Origin of the sequence: Pantoea sp. Pa-EAmG, assembly GCF_030024295.1 — a bacterium.
GTDB classification, from domain to species: domain Bacteria; phylum Pseudomonadota; class Gammaproteobacteria; order Enterobacterales; family Enterobacteriaceae; genus Pantoea; species Pantoea dispersa.
This window is the reverse complement of sequence record NZ_JASEWO010000020.1, coordinates 20,328-38,029: the sequence shown is the minus strand read 5'-3', so window position 1 is coordinate 38,029 and position 17,702 is coordinate 20,328. Positions and strand designations below refer to the sequence as shown.

General features: G+C 56.3%; 20 protein-coding genes. 11 read left to right on the top strand and 9 right to left on the bottom strand.

The window, feature by feature from the left end:
- Positions 1-204: 204 nt before the first annotated feature.
- From QMM04_RS05025 to QMM04_RS05015, 3 genes are read left to right on the top strand one after another with little or no spacing between them, the layout of a single operon-like run.
- Entirely contained in the window at positions 205-528 is a 324-nt protein-coding gene (locus QMM04_RS05025) for an antibiotic biosynthesis monooxygenase (RefSeq protein ID WP_125310276.1), read from the top strand.
- Positions 521-913, top strand: a complete 393-nt coding sequence (locus QMM04_RS05020) for an amino acid-binding protein (RefSeq protein ID WP_058781345.1) — start codon at positions 521-523, stop codon at positions 911-913. Before QMM04_RS05025 ends, QMM04_RS05020 begins: the two co-directional genes overlap by 8 nt.
- Complete coding sequence (locus QMM04_RS05015) at positions 910-1,620, top strand: helix-turn-helix transcriptional regulator (protein ID WP_282995752.1); 711 nt, start codon at positions 910-912, stop codon at positions 1,618-1,620. Before QMM04_RS05020 ends, QMM04_RS05015 begins: the two co-directional genes overlap by 4 nt.
- Before the next feature lie 173 nt (positions 1,621-1,793).
- Here the strand turns inward: QMM04_RS05015 and QMM04_RS05010 are convergent, their stop codons facing one another.
- Positions 1,794-2,741 carry a sulfonate ABC transporter substrate-binding protein gene (locus QMM04_RS05010; protein ID WP_282995751.1) on the bottom strand — a complete coding sequence of 316 codons (948 nt, stop codon included), beginning with the start codon at positions 2,739-2,741 and terminating at the stop codon, positions 1,794-1,796.
- Positions 2,742-2,983: 242 nt separating this feature from the next.
- On the opposite strand from QMM04_RS05010, the gene QMM04_RS05005 reads away from it, so the two are divergent.
- From QMM04_RS05005 to QMM04_RS04995, 3 genes are all read left to right on the top strand, one after another.
- A complete protein-coding gene (locus QMM04_RS05005; RefSeq protein WP_282995750.1) occupies positions 2,984-5,038 on the top strand; it encodes an FUSC family protein in 2,055 nt (684 codons plus the stop codon).
- A gap of 106 nt (positions 5,039-5,144) precedes the next feature.
- Positions 5,145-5,366, top strand: coding sequence for a YdgH/BhsA/McbA-like domain containing protein (locus QMM04_RS05000; protein WP_010615756.1), 222 nt, complete (start codon positions 5,145-5,147; stop codon positions 5,364-5,366).
- 150 nt (positions 5,367-5,516) lie between these two features.
- Positions 5,517-6,218: an aspartate/glutamate racemase family protein gene (locus tag QMM04_RS04995; RefSeq protein WP_058758684.1), complete on the top strand. Its 702-nt coding sequence runs from the start codon at positions 5,517-5,519 to the stop codon at positions 6,216-6,218.
- Between the two features lie 125 nt (positions 6,219-6,343).
- Here the strand turns inward: QMM04_RS04995 and QMM04_RS04990 are convergent, their stop codons facing one another.
- The 6 genes from QMM04_RS04990 to QMM04_RS04965 form a co-directional block, all read right to left on the bottom strand.
- A complete protein-coding gene (locus QMM04_RS04990) occupies positions 6,344-7,615 on the bottom strand; it encodes an alanine racemase (protein ID WP_282995749.1) in 1,272 nt (423 codons plus the stop codon).
- Between the two features lie 11 nt (positions 7,616-7,626).
- A complete protein-coding gene (locus QMM04_RS04985) occupies positions 7,627-8,364 on the bottom strand; it encodes an amino acid ABC transporter ATP-binding protein (protein ID WP_021508752.1) in 738 nt (245 codons plus the stop codon).
- Positions 8,361-9,005, bottom strand: coding sequence for an amino acid ABC transporter permease (locus tag QMM04_RS04980; RefSeq protein ID WP_282995748.1), 645 nt, complete (start codon positions 9,003-9,005; stop codon positions 8,361-8,363). Before QMM04_RS04980 ends, QMM04_RS04985 begins: the two co-directional genes overlap by 4 nt.
- Complete coding sequence (locus QMM04_RS04975; RefSeq protein WP_211725339.1) at positions 9,002-9,739, bottom strand: amino acid ABC transporter permease; 738 nt, start codon at positions 9,737-9,739, stop codon at positions 9,002-9,004. The genes QMM04_RS04980 and QMM04_RS04975 overlap by 4 nt, the downstream gene beginning before the upstream one ends.
- Before the next feature lie 53 nt (positions 9,740-9,792).
- Positions 9,793-10,629 carry a transporter substrate-binding domain-containing protein gene (locus tag QMM04_RS04970; RefSeq protein ID WP_282995747.1) on the bottom strand — a complete coding sequence of 279 codons (837 nt, stop codon included), beginning with the start codon at positions 10,627-10,629 and terminating at the stop codon, positions 9,793-9,795.
- A gap of 193 nt (positions 10,630-10,822) precedes the next feature.
- A complete protein-coding gene (locus tag QMM04_RS04965) occupies positions 10,823-11,215 on the bottom strand; it encodes a RidA family protein (RefSeq protein ID WP_282995746.1) in 393 nt (130 codons plus the stop codon).
- A gap of 380 nt (positions 11,216-11,595) precedes the next feature.
- Between QMM04_RS04965 and QMM04_RS04960 the strand changes: the two genes are divergently transcribed.
- From QMM04_RS04960 to zigA, 3 genes are all read left to right on the top strand, one after another.
- Complete coding sequence (locus tag QMM04_RS04960; RefSeq protein ID WP_282995745.1) at positions 11,596-12,348, top strand: IclR family transcriptional regulator; 753 nt, start codon at positions 11,596-11,598, stop codon at positions 12,346-12,348.
- Positions 12,349-12,496: 148 nt separating this feature from the next.
- Complete coding sequence (locus tag QMM04_RS04955; RefSeq protein WP_282995744.1) at positions 12,497-13,603, top strand: ABC transporter substrate-binding protein; 1,107 nt, start codon at positions 12,497-12,499, stop codon at positions 13,601-13,603.
- 159 nt (positions 13,604-13,762) lie between these two features.
- Complete coding sequence (gene zigA, locus QMM04_RS04950; protein WP_021508745.1) at positions 13,763-14,980, top strand: zinc metallochaperone GTPase ZigA; 1,218 nt, start codon at positions 13,763-13,765, stop codon at positions 14,978-14,980.
- 41 nt (positions 14,981-15,021) lie between these two features.
- Here zigA and QMM04_RS04945 read toward each other — a convergent pair whose 3' ends face one another.
- Positions 15,022-15,255 (bottom strand): hypothetical protein, encoded by a 234-nt coding sequence (locus QMM04_RS04945; RefSeq protein ID WP_021508744.1) that lies wholly within the window; start codon positions 15,253-15,255, stop codon positions 15,022-15,024.
- Positions 15,256-15,312: 57 nt separating this feature from the next.
- Complete coding sequence (locus tag QMM04_RS04940) at positions 15,313-15,993, bottom strand: O-methyltransferase (protein ID WP_282995755.1); 681 nt, start codon at positions 15,991-15,993, stop codon at positions 15,313-15,315.
- 93 nt (positions 15,994-16,086) lie between these two features.
- Between QMM04_RS04940 and QMM04_RS04935 the strand changes: the two genes are divergently transcribed.
- Entirely contained in the window at positions 16,087-16,725 is a 639-nt protein-coding gene (locus tag QMM04_RS04935) for a TetR family transcriptional regulator (RefSeq protein WP_058775568.1), read from the top strand.
- A 135-nt stretch (positions 16,726-16,860) separates the two neighbouring features.
- Positions 16,861-17,682 (top strand): Cof-type HAD-IIB family hydrolase, encoded by an 822-nt coding sequence (locus QMM04_RS04930; RefSeq protein WP_021508741.1) that lies wholly within the window; start codon positions 16,861-16,863, stop codon positions 17,680-17,682.
- The last annotated feature ends 20 nt before the right edge of the window (positions 17,683-17,702 follow it).

Genomic DNA, 17,702 nt, shown 5'->3' with positions numbered 1-17,702 from the left:
CAGACATCGAATTGTATCCGGGTCCGCTTTGTAGCAGAAGCGGTCATTGCCAGTGGATCCCCATTCCCGCCTTTTAACTCCTGAGCTTGCTATTTATTGCTTATTCATGCCGATGGCTTTGCTGACACACACACTTCGGTACCGGCCGAAGCAACATGGTTTCGTCTTCATTAAGCTGTCCGAAAATAAACGACGGAGCGGAACATGATTGCAGTACTTTTTGAGGCAGAAGCCCTGCCAGCAGCTCAGGAGCGATATCTTCAGCTCGCTTCTGAGCTGAAACCTCTGTTATCCGACACGCCTGGATTTATTTCCATTGAGCGCTTCCAGAGCCTGACCACGCCCGGCAAGATCCTCTCTTTGTCCTGGTGGGAAGATGAGGATGCTGTCGCCGGGTGGAAACGCAATGTGATGCATCAGGCCGTGCAGCAAGAAGGCAGGCAGTCGATTTTTTCATTCTACAGGATACGGGTAGCCAGCGTATTCCGTGATTACTCTTCTGATAAGGGAACCAATCCGCATGCATGACATTCACGTTATTCTCAAAAATAGCCCGGGCTCGCTGGGTTTACTGGGGAGTGTATTGGGGAAAAACGGTGTGGGTCTTGAAGGAGGTGGCGTATTTACAACACCGGAAGGCGGACATGCGCACTTTCTGGTTGAAGACGGTTATAAAGCGCGCACGGTATTAACTGAAGCCGGTTTTGAAGTCGGCAACCTATGTCGTCCTCTGGTCAGAAAATTAGCGCAGGAACGTCCCGGAGAGCTGGGCGAAATCGCTGACACGCTTGCCCGGAACGGCATCAATATTCTGGTACAGTACAGCGACCACCATAACCGGCTCATTCTCATTACGGATGATGATGTCCGGGCAGCCGAAGTAACCCGAAAATGGGCAGTAGCTTCTGAATGAACCTTGTTAACCAAACGCGCGAAAGTGAGCCGGATAATGTCCTTGAAACATCAATGGCAATGGTGGCATCTGCGCTGGCAGACCCGTCAAGGGTGGCTATTCTGTGCGCGCTGATGGACGGGCGCGCATGGACAGCGACCGAACTTAGCGTAGTGGCTGGCATAGCAGCCTCGACAACCAGCGGGCATCTGAACCGACTCCTCAGCAACGGTCTGGTCATTTGCATGATGCAGGGTCGTCATCGCTATTACAGTCTGGCTGGCCATCCTATCGCCGGATTGCTGGAAAACCTGATGGGGGTTTCCATGGGGACCATTAAGGCCCCCGTTTCCAGTACGCCGCTTCATCTGCGTTATGCACGCACCTGCTATGACCATCTGGCCGGCGAGCTTGCTATCGAAATTTATGACTTTATGCTTAGGGAAAACTGGCTGGAAGCAGAGGGTTCGGGACTGACATCAGCCGGCAAAATCCATTTTGAGAACATGGGCGTTTTACTTAACTCCCGCACACGGCGCAAGCCCTGTTGCCCCTGTCTGGACTGGAGTGAAAGGCGTTTCCACCTCGGCGGTGACGCGAGCTCAGCCCTGTTTACGCTTTTCCTGCAAAAAGAATGGGTAAAGCGTATACAGGGATACCGTGAAGTCAACGTAACCGATTCAGGCCGGGTGGCAATGAATCGGCTGTTTAAGCTGAAAATCAGCTGAATAAACATCAGGTACCGGTCGATGTGATCAGATGACCCGGCATGCCCTCCTTGTGAAAGGTTAAGCGGAGGGCGATACGTTTTCCCGCAGGATGCAGTAACTTACCGTCCGGCCGTGGAAAACAGGTTTACTCCGCTTCAGGTCAGGCGCTTAATCGCCAGAGCTTAAAGGGTTTATTTCTTATCCAGCGACCAGGTCGCGCTGCGCACATCGACTTTCACCGGCAGCAGGCCGACGCGGGTGAAGGTGTCCGCCAGCGCCTGCTGTTCCGCAAACACCTGCGGTGACATGCGTGACGCGCCATAAGGCAGGCGTTGCAGCGTGGTCTGCCAGATGGATTTATCCAGACCGGTAGATTTCGCCAGAATCGCGGCGGCTTCATCCTGATGCTGATTGGCCCAGTCGCTCAGCTTGCTCAACTCGTCAACCACCTGCTTAGCCGTTTGCGGGTGGTTTTCGGCAAACGGGCGGCTGGCAAGATAGAAGGTGTAGTGCGGCACCAGACCTTCGGCGTTGCGCACTTCACGCGCGCCGGCGTTGGCTTCGACCTCAGCCAGATAGGGATCCCAGATCACCCAGGCATCAATTGCGCCCTTCTGGAAGGCGGCGCGCGCATCGGCCGGCGGCAGGTACACCGGCGTGACATCTTTATAGTTCAGCCCGGCATCTTCCAGCGCTTTCACCAGCAGATAATTGACGTCTGAACCCTTGTTCAGGCCAATGCGTTTGCCTTTGAGATCGGCCACGCTTTTGATGGGTGAGTCTTTCGGTACCACAATGGCTTCGGTTTTAGGGTTGGCGGGTGAATGTCCGAGATAAATCAGATCGGCTTTTGCCGCCTGCGCGAAGGCGGGTGGCGCATCGCCGGTGGCGGCCAGATCGATACTGCCCACGTTCAACCCCTCCAGCATTTGCGGGCCGGCGGGGAATTCCACCCAGCGCACCGCAATACCCTCTTTTTTGAAGCTCTCATCCAGCGTGCCGCGATATTTCAGCAGTGCAAAAATGTTGGCTTTCTGATAGCCGATGGTGACGGTTTCCGGGTTGGCGGCAAAGGCGTGCGTTGCGAGCAGGCCGAAGCTGAGTGCCAGTGCGCTCAGGGCAAAACGTTGTGCTTTCATGGGACGTCTCTCGTGGTTTTTCCTCCATCCTGGCAAAGTTGTTATATAACCAATAAATAACTTTTTAATATCGCTTATAACTCTAATTCCAGCTTGCATCAGCATTCACTGTAATGGGCAAGTTGCATAGAGAACCGGATAATTAGCACGGTAATAATTTGTATAACAAATCAAAATGTCAACGCCGCAGGCTTCTGTCAGGATAAGCGATAACGTTGCCTGCTATAGGTTGCTCCCGTTATATGAAGTGGTTTTCCCGAAGCGCCGTGCTGTTCTCTGCCAAAACCTGTCTGGCCGCCTTTCTGGCTTTTTATCTTGCGCTGGAACTCAACCTGGACAAACCCGCCTGGTCACTGACCACCGTGTATGTTGCCTCGCAGCTGTATTCCGCTTCGACGGTGTCCAAATCGGTGTTTCGCTTTTTTGGCACCGTGCTGGGCGGACTGTTTACTCTGTTGATCTATCCGGCTACGGTCCAGTCGCCGATGCTGTTCAGCCTGTGTATTTCACTTTGGGTTGCCGTCTGCCTGTATCTCTCGCTGCACGACCGCACGCCAAAAAGTTACGTCTTCATGCTGGCCGGCTACAGCGCCGCCATTATGGGCTTTCCCGATGTGACCTCGCCCGGCGCCATTACCTATACGGTAATTTCCCGCATTGAGGAAATCACCGTGGCGATTGTCTGCAGCAGCCTGGTGCATCGGCTGATCTTCCCGGTTTCGATGCGTCATCTGCTCGAACAGAGCGTCGGGCTGTGGTATCAGAACGCGCGTAAATTGTGTAGCGAGCTGATGACGGCGATGCCCGCGGCAAAATCGCTGGAGCGCGAGGATATTCTGGTGCAGATGGCCAACTATCCGCTCAACGTCGAAACGTTGATCACCCACTGCGTCTATGAAGGGGATGCCGCGCGGCGGCTGGTGCGACTGGTCAGCGTGCAGTATCAGCATCTGTCGTACCTGATCCCGACGCTCACCGCCATTGAATCGCGGCTGAATCTGCTGGCACAGCAGCAGATCCGCTTTCCCGATTATGTCGCGACGGCCTTTCAGCAATTTTTACAATGGCTGAACGGTGATGCGCAACAGCCGGTGCGCGATCGCCTCACCGGCGCTCAGGAGCAGCTGCAGCAGGCCTGGCGCGCAGGGCAGCTTAACAGTGAAGAGAGCATTTTGCTCATCGGCCTGCTGGAACGGTTACTCAATTTTGTCCGTATTGCCGATGCTTACCACAGCGTCAGCGAGCGCGTCAGTGACTGGACGCCAGCGGTGAAACCGGGCAAGGCGTCACGCGCGCATAAGCATGTCGATAAAGGGCTGTTGCTGCTGTCGTGCTTTACTGCCTTCATCGCTACCTTTGCCAGCTGCCTGTTCTGGATCGGCAGCGGCTGGCGTGATGGTTCAACCGCGCCGATGATGGCGGCGGTGCTATGTTCGTTCTTCGCCGGGCTGGATAGCCCCATCGCACCGATGAAGCTGTTTCTGAAGGGCGTACTGATCTCCATGGCGATCAGCCTGATTTACGTCACGCTGCTGATCCCGCAGGCGGTGACGTTTGAAGCGCTGGTGATTTGCCTCGCGCCGGGATTGTTTGCTTTAGGGCTGGTGATTGCCAATCCGTCCACCAACCTGATCGGTCTCATCGTCGCCACGCAGATCCCCGGTTTGATCGGCATGAGCCACCATTTCAAACCCGATTTGCAGCTTATAGTGAATGCCATGATCTCCACGCTGGTGGGCATTGCTGTTGCGCTGGTGCTGACGCTGCTGATTCGCAACAAACGCCCGGCGTGGACGGCCACGCGTGCGCTTCGCAAAGGCATTCGCGATCTGCTGCAGTTTATTACCGCGCTGCGCATGAACACCGCCACGCTGACGGCGCGGCAGCAATTTGTCGCACGCACGCTGGACAGGGTAAACGTGATTCTGCCGCGTAAACGCGTCGATCCGGCACCGGAACTGGTGGCGGGCGGCAACCTGATTGCGGAAGCCTGGCTCGGGGCTAACTGCTATGACTATTACACCCGTCATCGGCACCTGCTGCTGGCGAACCAGATAGAAAGCGCAGCCATGTTTCACGAGCTGAGTCAGTTTCTTAAGCAGCGGCTGAAAACGCTGGACAGCACGCCATCGCCGGCGCTGCTGCATGAGCTTGATGTGTTGCTGCTACGGCTGGAGGCGGCGGCGCAGCAGGAAAATGCGCTGTTTGCGCCGCTGTTTCATCTGTTTAATATCCGTTTGTCGCTCTTTCCTGGCGCGCGCTGGCCGCAGCCGCTGGCAGAGCAAAACCGCACATAGTGTGATTAAGATCGCACTTTTTGTTAGGTCGGTAATAATAACAATGGTTACTATAACTCCTATGCAGAGCATTCAGCTCTGACCCAAACATTGAAGGAATATGACCATGAAAAACGTAAAAACTCTGACCATCGCTGCTGTTGCTGCTCTTTCTATGATCTCTTTCGGTAGCTTCGCCGCTGAAAGCATCTCCGTTCACGGCAGCACCCTGGATAGCGCTGAAGCCCAGGTTGCCGCTCAGGCTAAAGCGAGTGGTGCAGACAGCTACAAAATCACCAGCGCCCGCGCAGACAACGGCGTGGACATGACTGCTGAGCTGTACAAATAATAACAATCCCTTTCTCCGTTAACGTGCTTAGCCCGGGTTAGCCCGGGCTTTTTTGTGCCTGCGATGCGGTTCAGCGCCGCGACGCTTTCATGCCTTCATTGAATACCGTACAGTGCCAGACGAGCTAATTTCCGTGGGGAACGGTAACTGATGAAAATGATTGGCCTGATTGGCGGCATGAGCTGGGAATCCACCGCGCTCTATTACCGCATCATCAATGAACAGGTAAAGCAACAGCTGGGCGGACTGCACTCGGCGCGCAGCCTGATGTACAGCGTCGATTTTCAGCAGATTGAGAAATTGCAGGTCGCCGGTGAATGGCAGCAGGCCGGTGAAATCCTGGCCGAAGCCGCCCGTAGCCTGGAGAAGGGCGGGGCGGATTTCATTGTGCTGTGCACCAACACCATGCACAAAGTCGCCGATCAGATCACCACGGCCACCCGCATTCCGCTGCTGCATATCGCTGACGCCACGGCACAACGCATTCGTCAGGCCGGCGTGAAACGCGTCGGTCTGCTGGCGACCGCGTTCACCATGGAGCAGGAATTCTATAAAGGGCGCCTTGAGCAGCAATATGACATCGAGGTGCTGGTACCGGACGCTACCGGACGTAAAACGGTGCACGACATTATTTATCAGGAGCTGTGCCTCGGCGTGATCCGTGAAGAATCACGCGCGCAGTACCGTGACATCATCGCTCAGCTGGTGGCACAAGGGGCTGAAGCCATTATCCTTGGCTGTACCGAAATCACGCTGCTGGTTAAAGCGGAGGATGCGGCGGTGCCGCTGTTCGATACCACATTAATCCATGCGCAGGACGCGGTGAAGCTGGCGCTGGCAACAAATAACTAGCCTGCTAATTATAATCTGTGTTATTATGTGTTCATTGAAGGCACAACGCCGACCCGCATGGTCGCACAGGGATGTGCCAGAACTGGCTGCCAGCACTGGCAGCCTTTTTTGTGGCTGAAAAAGCGTCAGAACGCGGTTTCCAGTGAATCGGTGACGTAATAGTCATCATCCACCAACGGTAAATAACGCCACTTGTCAAATGCGGTACAGGGATGGGAAATGCCGCAGCCAATCCAGTCGCCCGGTTGCAGCGGATCGTCCGCCGGTAACTGCAAATAAGCGTGCTGATCGTTGACGTCAGTGATGCGCAAATGCGTGGCCGCGCGCGGAGCGCTGCCGTCCGCCTGACGAATCCACAGCGGATTGGGCAGATCCTGATCGAACGGCACATCGCGCCGGCCGAAATCGACAAAGGCCAGCCCCGGCTCCGGACGCGATAACACGCGGCCCCAGATCTCCAGTGCGGCGCTGAAATGGTGCGTTGCACCCGGCTGCGCAAAGGGGGCAATGCGTGCATATAAGCCGCTGTCGTGTGCCATGTACGCACCGGATCGAATCAGCGGCGTGACCGGCAGCGGCAACTGTGCCGCGCTGAAGCAGGCCGCGACCACATCGAACCACGCGCCACCGCCGGCGCTGAGAATAATTTCCTCGCAGGCAAACCGCTGGTGTTCAGCCAGCAGCGCGGCGGTCGCGATCATCATCTCGCAGTAATCTTTCACCCGCTGCACGCCTGCGGCATCGCGTCCGGCACCCAGCGCACCTTCATAACCGGCCACACCCACCAGCTGCAGCGATTGGCTGTCATGGATTGCATGGGCGATTTCCAGCGCAGCCTGCGGCGAGCGACAGCCGGTGCGGCCGCCGCTGACCGACATCTCCAGCAGTACGGCGATCTGCGCGCCGCCGAGATGCTGCTCAAGCAGTTTTACGCCCTGCAGCGAATCCACATAACAGAGAAAGCCGTGGTCGGGATGCTGCTGTTGCCACTGGCCAATCCAGCGGATCCCGGCGGGATCCACCAGTTCATTGGCGAGAAACACGTTGCGGATGCCAAACTGGCGCAGCGCGCGCACCTGGGCCGGCGTCGCTGCGCTCAGGCCCCAGGCGCCGCCTTCACTGACGGCACGGCGCAGAATTGCCGGCGACATCGAGGTTTTGCCGTGCGCGGCCAGCATCACGCCGTTTTCCTGGCAGAACGCCGCCAGTTGCCGCAGGTTATTCTCCAGCGCCGATTGTTTCATCAGCATCAGCGGTGAGAAAACGTCAGGGCTGTTAAATACCGGCGTACCGTTAGCCAGCGGCTGATTGCCGGAGCCGGCCACCGATTTAAAACGCGGCGCAGGTTGCAGCGCATCCAGCGTGCCGTCGGCCTGCAAAGGGAAGTGAATCGACATCCTGCCTCCTGTTAGTGTTCAAGCACGCGCGACAAAAACTGCTGAGTGCGCGGATTCTGCGGATTGACAAAAATCTGCTCCGGCGAACCCTGTTCGGCGATCACGCCCTGGTCCATAAACACCACGCGATCGGCGGTTTTACGCGCAAAGCCCATCTCATGCGTCACCACCACCATGGTCATGCCTTCCCGTGCCAGACTGCGCATCACTTCCATCACTTCACCAACCAGCTCGGGATCGAGCGCGGAGGTGGCTTCATCGAAGAACATGATTTTCGGCTCGACCGCCAGCGCGCGGGCAATTGCCACTCGCTGTTGCTGCCCGCCGGAGAGCTGAGCCGGATAGTGATGCGCGCGCTCCGCCAGGCCAACGCGTGTCAGCGCTGCCATGCCGCGTTTGTTGGCTTCCGCTTCGGACAGTTTCTGCGCCTTAATCAGCGCCAGCGTCACGTTGCCGAGGGCGGTTTTGTGCGGGAACAGGTTGAACTGCTGAAACACCATGCCGACGTGGCCGCAAATTTCGCTGCTGCGTTTACGGTCGTGCAGCGGCACTTCATTGACCCAGATTTCACCGCCGTCGGCGGTTTCCAGACCACTCATAATGCGCAGCACGGTACTTTTTCCCGAGCCGGAGGCGCCAATCAGCACCAGCACTTCGCCCGGCGACACGTCCAGGCTGATCTCTTTCAGTACCTGAGTTGCGCCAAAGGATTTGGTAATACGGCTCAGCGTAATGGCGGATTTGCTCATGATAACTGGCTCCTGGTTTGATGATGTTGAACCCAACGGGAAAGCGGAAAGCAGACAGCGAAGTAGAGCAGGGCGACCAGGCCGTAAACCACCACCGGCTGGCCGATGCGATCGACAATCGCCTGCCCCTGGTGCATCAGCTCCGACATGCCGATCATGCTGACAATCGAGGTATCTTTGATTAGCGAAAGATACTGGCCCACCAGCGGCGGCAGTACGATGCCGCGCGTTTGTGGCAGCACTACGCTGAGAAACGTCTGGCGTTTTGATAATCCGAGGATCCACGACACTTCCCACTGTCCTTTCGGCACCGCTTCAATACCGGCACGGAACACTTCCGCGATGTAAGCGCCCTGATAAATGCTCAGACCGAGAATTCCGGCGGCGAACAGGTTGATTTCATAGCCGAAGTAGGCGACGCCAAAATAGATGAACATCAGGGTGATCAGCACCGGCGTACCGCGAAACAGTTCGGTATACAGCACGGCAATCTCTCTGGCGATCGGCAGGCGGCTGGTGCGGAGCACCGCGGCCAGTAAACCGAGCAGCGTGCTGCCGACGATAGCGGCGATGGACAGCAGTAACGTGATCACCAATCCTTTCAGCAGGATCGGCAGCGAGCTAATAATAAGGTCGCTCATAGCGCATTCTCCCGTTTCACAGGCTTAATCAGCCATTTTTTTGCCCACCGCCAGCCGGACTTTTTTACCGGCGTCACCAGCGGCGGATGGAACATCCGGCGTCCTGCCACGGTACCAAGCCATGAAAACAGGTTGCTCAGCACCAGATACACCAGGGCAACGACGCTGAAGGTCTGGATGTAAAGCAGGGTGCGTGCGTTGATCACCGTGGCGGTGCCGGTCAGCTCCGGCAGTGCGATCGCGGAGAGCAGCGAGGTGCCAAGCAGTAATTGAATCAGGTTATTGATAATGGCCGGCCAGACGGCACGGGCGGCCTGCGGCAGCACCACGCTAAGGAAAATCTGGTGGCGCGGAATGCCCAGAATATACGCGGCTTCCAGCTGGCCCTTCGCCACCGACTGAATGCCGGCGCGGAAGGTTTCTGACAAATAGGCACCGACGTTAATCCCCAGCGCCAGCACCCCGGCGGTAAAGGCGCTCATGGTGATACCGAGCGACGGCAGGCCAAAAAAGATAATAAAGATCTGCAGCAGCACCGGCGTATTGCGGATGAACTCAACATAGCAGTGGCTGATCCAGCGCAGCGGTGCCAGCGGTGAAGATTTCGCCAGTGCGGCCAGCAGACCGAGCGCCACCGCCAGCGCGAACGCCAGCAGTGTGACCTGCAGCGTGAGCCAGGCGGCCTCCAGAAAGGTGTCGGCGTAGCGCCACAGGGTTAGCCATTGATAACTCATGGTATGACTCCTTCAGGCGGCGCAGCCTGTGCGACTGCGCCGTGGGCGGACAATCAGTATTGCGGGTTCAGCGGATAGCGCGGTTTGCTGCCGAACCATTTTGCGTACAGCTGGGCGTTCTCGCCGGATGCGTTGATTTCGAACAGGAACTCGTTGAGGTAGTTGGTCCACACCTGGTCGCCCTGTTTCACCCCAAAGGCGTTGTACTCCAGCGGCACCAGCGCCTCGTTGGTGACAGCCAGTGACGGATCGAGCTTCGCCTGATAGGCAAGGAAGTTGTTATCCTCGATCATCGCATCGGCCTGGCCCTGTTTGACGGCCAGAATCGCCGCCTGAGATGAGTCGTACTCCTGAATTTTCACGTCGATGCCGAGATTGCGCACTTCGTCACCGTTGGTCGAACCTTTCACCGTGGCAATGGTTTTGCCAGCCATATCATGCGCAGACTGAATGCCGCTGTTTTTGCGCACCAGCATCGCCTCGCTGGCAACCACGTAAGGGTTGGTGAAGCCAATCTCTTTGGCGCGTTCCAGATTGCGGGTGAAGTTACAGAACACCACATCGACTTTGTTGGTTTGCAGATTCGGGATGCGGTTGGCGCTGGTGGTGTTGACCATTTCCAGTTTCACGCCCATCTCTTTGGCCAGCGCTTTCGCCAGGTCGACATCGTATCCATCCGGGTTGCCGTCTTTGTCATAAAAACCGAACGGCGCAAAGCTCAGGCAGTCACCGACGCGCAGCGTGCCGCGCTGCAATACGGTTTGCAGTGCCGACTGAGGCGCCGCGCCGGCCTCTTTTTTCTCTTCGGTTGGCGTACAGCCTGCTAACGCCAGCAAGACCAGCGCACCGGCCACGGTTTTGGCACTTAATTTCAGCGATGTTGCATTCATTGTTATGCTCTCTTTAAATGTTTGACGAGACGGCGTTATTCCGCATTACCCGCTTAACAGGCGATCGCCAGCGCAACGCCAGTACCGCGTATTTCGGGTTATTTTATTGAAAAAGCTAAAGCGTTAATAAATATCAGGCGGCCCTGGTGTTGGCGAAGAAAATGAATGCTGCAGCCTGGTTGAACGGTATTAATTATTTACGGTCGGCGCGGAAACATTTCATGTCCACTTCGACTTTGCAATCAACCACTAAATCCTGCACGCTACAAATACGCGCCGGCGGATTATCACTGAATATCTCACTGAATACTTTGTTGAAAGAACTGAAATAACGCGCGTCGGTCAACACCGCCGTCACATGGACCACATCCTCCACGCGATAACCCGCTTCGCGCATGATGGTGAGGCAGTTGTCGAACGCTAACTGTGTCTGTTCGATGATGCCACCCTCTACCACTTCGCCGTCGCGCATCGGCGTCTGGCCTGAGATATACAGCCAGCCATCGGCCTCAACGGCGCGGGCGAACGGCAATTTTTGCCCGCCGGTACCGGTACCGCCCTCAATGCCATAACGTTTAATCGTCATGTCTTTCTGCTCCTGTCCATCCTGAAGTTTTGTCTGTTATACCAGACTGCTATCTGCAATACCGGATAGGACGAGATTTGCACAGCCGCTGAATTTTTGCAATATGGCAATCGGCAATTAATTTTTTGCCCTGCTGGTGCGATCGCAAAATAAAATCCGATGCTTGAGCATTTTGAATGAAACTGTGATCGCTATCGAATTTAATCGCGCGTCACTTTCTTTCTTTGCGCCACAATGGGGCCCGAAAATAGCGCATGCTAAATAAAATCACAGAGAATATTTTTATTATTCCGGGGATGGGTAATTGCTGTTGTCGGGTGTATCATGCAACTCTTTTTTAAAGCAGGTGATTTGCACCATAACGACAGGGGAGTATGCGTATGCCGGATGAAAAACCGTCCCGGGCGCGCGGTGTTGACCGGGTCATTGATATTTTTCGCCAGCTGCACATTGCGCGTCAGCCGATGGCGATGCGTGACTTAATCGAAGCGACCGGCGCGCCACGCTCCAGTATTTATGAGCTGGTGAGTTTGCTGAGCGAAGCCGGTCTGGTTGAGCTTGATGCTGAAGGCGCCGTGTTTTTTGGCCGTGAAATGCACTACTACGGTGCAGACTATATGGCCCACAACGATCTGATCCGTCGTGCACATCAGCTTATGGTTGAGATCGTGGCGCGTCACGGTGAAACCGTGCAGCTGTGTATGCTGGAAGGTAACAAATACACCGTGGTGCTGTCGGAGAGCAACGCCCATCCGTTCAAAATCACCTCGGACATCGGCGTGCGCGTGCCGATTACCTGGACGGCGACCGGTCGTTTGCTGCTGAGTAACTGGTCGGACAGCGCCATTCTCGATCTGATTCCGGAAGAGGATTATCGTCTGGCCAGTGGCCAAATTCTTGATAAGCAAATTTTTCTCGATGAGATTCACCGTGCCGGCCAGCTGGGCTACTGCATGACCGAAGGTTTATCTGAAAGCTTCACCTGCTGTATGGCCGCGCCGATTCGCTCGCGCAGCGGCCAGGCGGTCGCGGCGATCTGTTTTATGGTCAGCCGCGATACGCCACAGGAGCGCCGGCAGATGCTGCTGCAGGAGCTGATCACCTCAGGGCAGAAGCTGTCAGATTTCACCTGAGCCAGCGCGCAGAATGCGGCAGGCGGGCGTTCATTCGCCGCCGTATTATTCGCTTACAACCCCGGCCATGGCGTTTATTTTGCCGCTAATAAGGTTGTGTTAAGGTAATTGAGAATAATAACTATTTCTTTTACCACGGAGTTTTGGCATGAAAACGCGCCTGTTACTGGCAATGGGGATTCTGGTCTCAACCGCAGCCTGCGCGACTGACTATCCGCTTACCGTCACCGACATGGATGGTCACACGCAAACCATCAGCAAAGAACCGCAGCACATCATCCTGCAGGATGGCCGCGATGTGTTAACGCTGGCGCTGCTCGATCGCGACAATCCGTTTAAACGCGTCGTGGCGTGGAACAACCTGCCGAAAAAGCAGGATACGCAAACATGGGATATGCTGAAGCGCCGCTGGCCTGAAGCAACAAAAATTGTTGATATGGGCTTCAGCGATCAGGGCCAGGTAAATCTGGAAAGCGTGCTGGCGCAGAAACCGGATCTGATGATTGCGCAACTGCGCGCCAAACCGGCGCTGGAACAATCCGGCGTGCTGAGCACGCTGAATAACCTGCATATCCCGGTGCTGTTCGTCGATTACGAACTGCATCCGGCACAAAACACCGCCCCGAGCGTCACGCTGCTGGGCAAAGTGCTGAACCGCGAAAGCGAAGCCAAAGCCTACACCGATTTTTATCAGCAACGCTTCGCGCGTATCACGCAGGCTGTCGCGAAGGTCAAAAACAAACCCACCGTATTTATCGAACCCATTGCCGGTAACAGCGACAACTGCTGCTTCACTCATAGCCATAATGGCTGGGGTGGACTGGTAGAAGCGGTCGGCGGTAAAAACATCGGCTCGGCGCTGCTGCCAGGCAATGCGGGCTTCGTCGCGCTGGAAAAAATCATCGCCATGAAGCCGGATGTTTACATCATGACCGGTTCAAAGCGGCCAAACAGCAACGTGCTGCCGTTTGGTTACGGCGTGCAGCCGCAGGAAGTGCGCGCCACGTTCCAGACCTTATTGCAGCGAACCGGCCTGGCGCAAATCGCGCCGGTGAAACAGGGGCGCGTGTATGGCGTCTATCATCACTTCTATAATCACCCGTACAACATTATCGGCATGGAAATCCTCGCGAAGGATCTCTATCCACAGCAGTTTGCCGATCTCAAACCGGTGGCGGATTTCCATACCCTCGTGAAAACCTTCACTCAACTGCCGGACGATGCCATCGAACTGAGCTATCCGGACAACCAGTAATTGCCCGCAGCGGGCGCCCGGCCCGCTGTTCGCTTTCCCTGAAAGGCAAAATCCCCACAAAAAGTGCACGACGATCATGACACTGCATATTGTTATGTTATAACATATCAATATCGGCACCCCTTCAGGTGCGCGTGATGTCATTATTCAGGAGTGATTATGTCAGCTTTATCCACAAACGGCGGCTTCAGGCGGCTGCCGGTCACCGTACTCTCTGGCTTTCTCGGCGCCGGAAAAACCACTTTGCTTAACCATATTCTCAACAACCGCGAAGGCCGCCGCGTGGCGGTGATCGTCAACGATATGTCGGAAGTGAATATTGATGCCGCGCTGGTGCGCGAGGGCGGGGCGGCGTTGTCACGTACCGACGAGAAGCTGGTGGAAATGAGCAACGGCTGCATCTGCTGCACGCTGCGCGAAGATTTACTGCTGGAGGTCAACCGGCTGGCTAAAGAGGGGCGTTTTGATCATCTGGTGATTGAATCGACCGGCATCTCTGAGCCGTTGCCGGTGGCGGAAACCTTTACGTTTGCCGATGAAGAGGGGCAAAGCCTGTCCGTCGTGGCGGCGCTGGATACCATGGTGACCGTGGTGGATGGCTACAATTTCCTGCGTGACTATGATTCCAGCGAAAGCGTCCGCTCGCGCGGCGAATCGCTTGGCGAGGAGGATGAGCGCACGGTGGTCGATTTGCTGATCGATCAGATTGAATTTTGCGATGTGCTGATTCTCAACAAAACCGACCTGATTGATGCGGCGGAACAGGCACGGTTGACCGCGATTCTGCACTCGCTCAATCCCCGTGCGCGGATTATTCGCGCGCAGTTTGGTCAGGTGGCGCTTGACCAGGTGCTGAATACCGGCCTGTTTGACTTCGATGCTGCGGCACAGGCTCCTGGCTGGCTGAAAGAGTTGCGCGGCGAGCACACGCCTGAAACTGAAGAGTATGGCATCCGCAGCTTTGTTTTCCGCGCGCGTCGTCCCTTCCATCCGCAGCGTTTTTATCAGGTGATTACGCAGCACATGCAGGGCGTGGTGCGGTCGAAAGGGTATTTCTGGCTGGCAACCCGCCCGCGTCACGCCGGATCCTGGTCGCAGGCCGGCGGCGTCACGCGGCAGGGGCTGGCCGGGATGTGGTGGGCCTGCGTGCCTGAAGATCGCTGGCCGCAGGACGCAGACACGCTGCACTACATCCGCGAAAACTGGCATGAAGGCACGGGGGATGCGCGGCAGGAGATGGTGATCATCGGGATCGATATGGATGAAACCGTGCTGCGTCAGCAGCTGCACCATGCGTTACTGACCGATGAGGAGATGGCGCTGGGGCCAGACGGCTGGGCACAGTTGCCGGATCCGTTCCAGCCATGGTTTGACTGATGCGTCGCCGCGCAGCGGGCTGTGCGGCGACGAACCTATCATCATAACCCGCTATTCACCAGCCGCATCTGGGTGCAGAACGGACACTGACAGCCGCTCACCGCCGCCGCCAGGCGCGCATGCGCTTCGGCAATCGCCAGCGGCTGCGCCTGATCGGTGCTGGCAAGTGCGTTAGCCGGTTTCAGCGCCAGCTTCAACGGATCGATTTTCGCCTGAAATGCCCCCGCTTTCGCCGAAGCAAAAGCAATCACTAACAGTGGAACGGTAACCTTCATCGCAGCAACCTCAATCAGAGCACGGGATTGTAACGATATAACATAAATGTGACGCTGTTAAGCGTCTTGACGTGGCGATCCCAGCCACATTGAAACTTCGACGCCATCAGCAAACGGCAGCGAGGTATAGAGGCGGCTGCCGTGGACCATTTCCAGATATTCCGGGCTGAAATCGGCATCATCGGCCACAATCAGGGCCCCCGGACGCAACCTGGGCTGCACCAGCTGCAAAATCTCCGGATAGATCGCCTTCGCACCATCCAGCACCAGCATATCAACGCTGGCTGGCAGGTCCTGACTGAGCGTGTCCAGCGCATCGCCCACGCGAATTTCAATCAGATCACTGACGCCAGCATCGGCAAAATGATTGCGCGCCAGCGCCACTTTGCCCGGTTCAAACTCGCTGGTGATGATGCGGCCGCCGCCGTTATCGCGCACCGCCGCCGCCAGGTGCAGGGTGGAGAGACCAAACGAAGTGCCAAACTCAACGATATGCTGCGCCCGGCTGCTGCGCGCCAGCATATACAGCAGTTTACCGGTTTCCCGCGAGACAGCCAGCGGCACATCTTTTAAATGACCGTAGAGTTCGCGGTAATCGGTTTTGCTCTGTAGCAGACGCATTTGCTCCTCATCGGACATCACGCGAAACGCTTCATTAGTGGGATGCGCCATGTTATCCGCCAGCTCAAACAGATAGTTAAGCAGCGGCGCCAGCGGCGCGGAAGTCAGGGTGTTCATCATCGGGGTTCCTGCATCAGAAGATGGATTTTGCGTCAGGAACAGAATACGATGAATTACTCGCATTTCACTATTCGCGTTCAGGAGCAGACGATGGCCGCACAACGTAATGCTAAGATTTCTGAAAGAAAAAAGCCGCAGCAGGCGCGATCCAGTGAGCTGGTAGCAGCCATTTTGCAGGCGGCGACTCAGGTTCTGGAGCAGGAAGGTGCCACGCGCTTTACCACTGCCCGCGTGGCCGAACGGGCGGGCGTCAGTATTGGATCGCTGTACCAGTATTTTCCCAACAAGGCCGCTATCCTTTTCCGTCTGCAGAGCGAAGAGTGGCAGCGAACCGGCGATCTGCTGGGTTCGATTCTGCGCGACAGCGCATCTACGCCGCGTCAGCGCTTGCATCAGCTGACCTGGGCGTTCCTGCACTCGGAGTGTGAAGAGGCGGCGATGCGCACCGCACTGAATGATGCCGCGCCGCTTTACCGGGATGCGCCGGAAGTGCAGGCCGCGCGCGCCAATGGCGAGAATGTGATGTGCGAATTTCTGCAACAGCTGCTGCCGCAGCGGGACGCGGCTGAGGTGGCGCGGGCGGCGGATTTAATCAACAGCACGCTGGGTGACGTCGGCAAGCATTTTTCCGAATCGCCGCGCAGCGCAGCAGAAATTCAGGCTTACGCACGCGATATGGCAGACATGTTCTGTGCCTGGATCAGAGAAAAAGGGGCCGAATTGCAGTAAAAAATGGGCTGGAAATCTCTGAAAGCGGTTAACAAACTCATTATTCACATTCTCATTAATCCACACCGCGAGTAAGCTTGATAAAACCTTGGTAAAGCCGGATGGATTGACGGCACACAGAGACGGGAGAGCATGATGGCAGTAAAAATGATTGCGGTGGATATGGATGGGACATTTCTCGATGATAATAAGCAGTACAACGCGCAGCGTTTTGCGCGCCAGTACGCGCTGCTGAAGGAGAAAGGCATCCGTTTCGTGGTCGCCAGCGGCAATCAGTATTATCAGTTGCAGCACTATTTTCCCGCTATCAAAGATGAGATCGCCTTCGTGGCTGAAAACGGTGCCTGGGTGTCCGACAGCAACGAAGAAATTTTCTGCGGCGAGCTGGCGCCGGAGCGTGTTCATCAGGTGCTGGATATTCTCGCCAAAGAACCGGAGATCAGCACCGTGGTGTGCGGTCGCAACGGGGCTTATGTGCACAAGTCAATGCCGGATGAGGTGGTCGCCATGCTGGCCAATCACTATCGCCGGCTGGAGAAGCGCGACAGCCTGTACGATATCGACGATACCATTTTCAAGTTTTCGCTGAATCTGGCACACGAAGGTGTCGAGGCGCTGCTGGCACGTCTGCACAGCGAACTGAACGCGATTGAAAACATCATGCATCCGGTCTCCAGCGGATTTGGCTTTGTCGATTTAATCATTCCCGGCTGTCATAAGGCGCACGGCATCGCGCTGCTGCAGGAGAAGTGGGGCATTGATGATTGTGAAGTGCTGGCGATTGGCGACAGCGCCAACGATATCGAAATGCTGCGCCAGGCCTGTTACAGCTTTGCCATGGCCAACGCCGCTGCACCGGTGGCAGCCGTCGCGCGTTATCGGACGGAAAGTAATAACGACGAGGGCGCTCTCAACGTCATCGCCCGTCTGCTGGCACGCGAAACGCCGTTTGGTTAACGGTCACTGGATCGATCCAC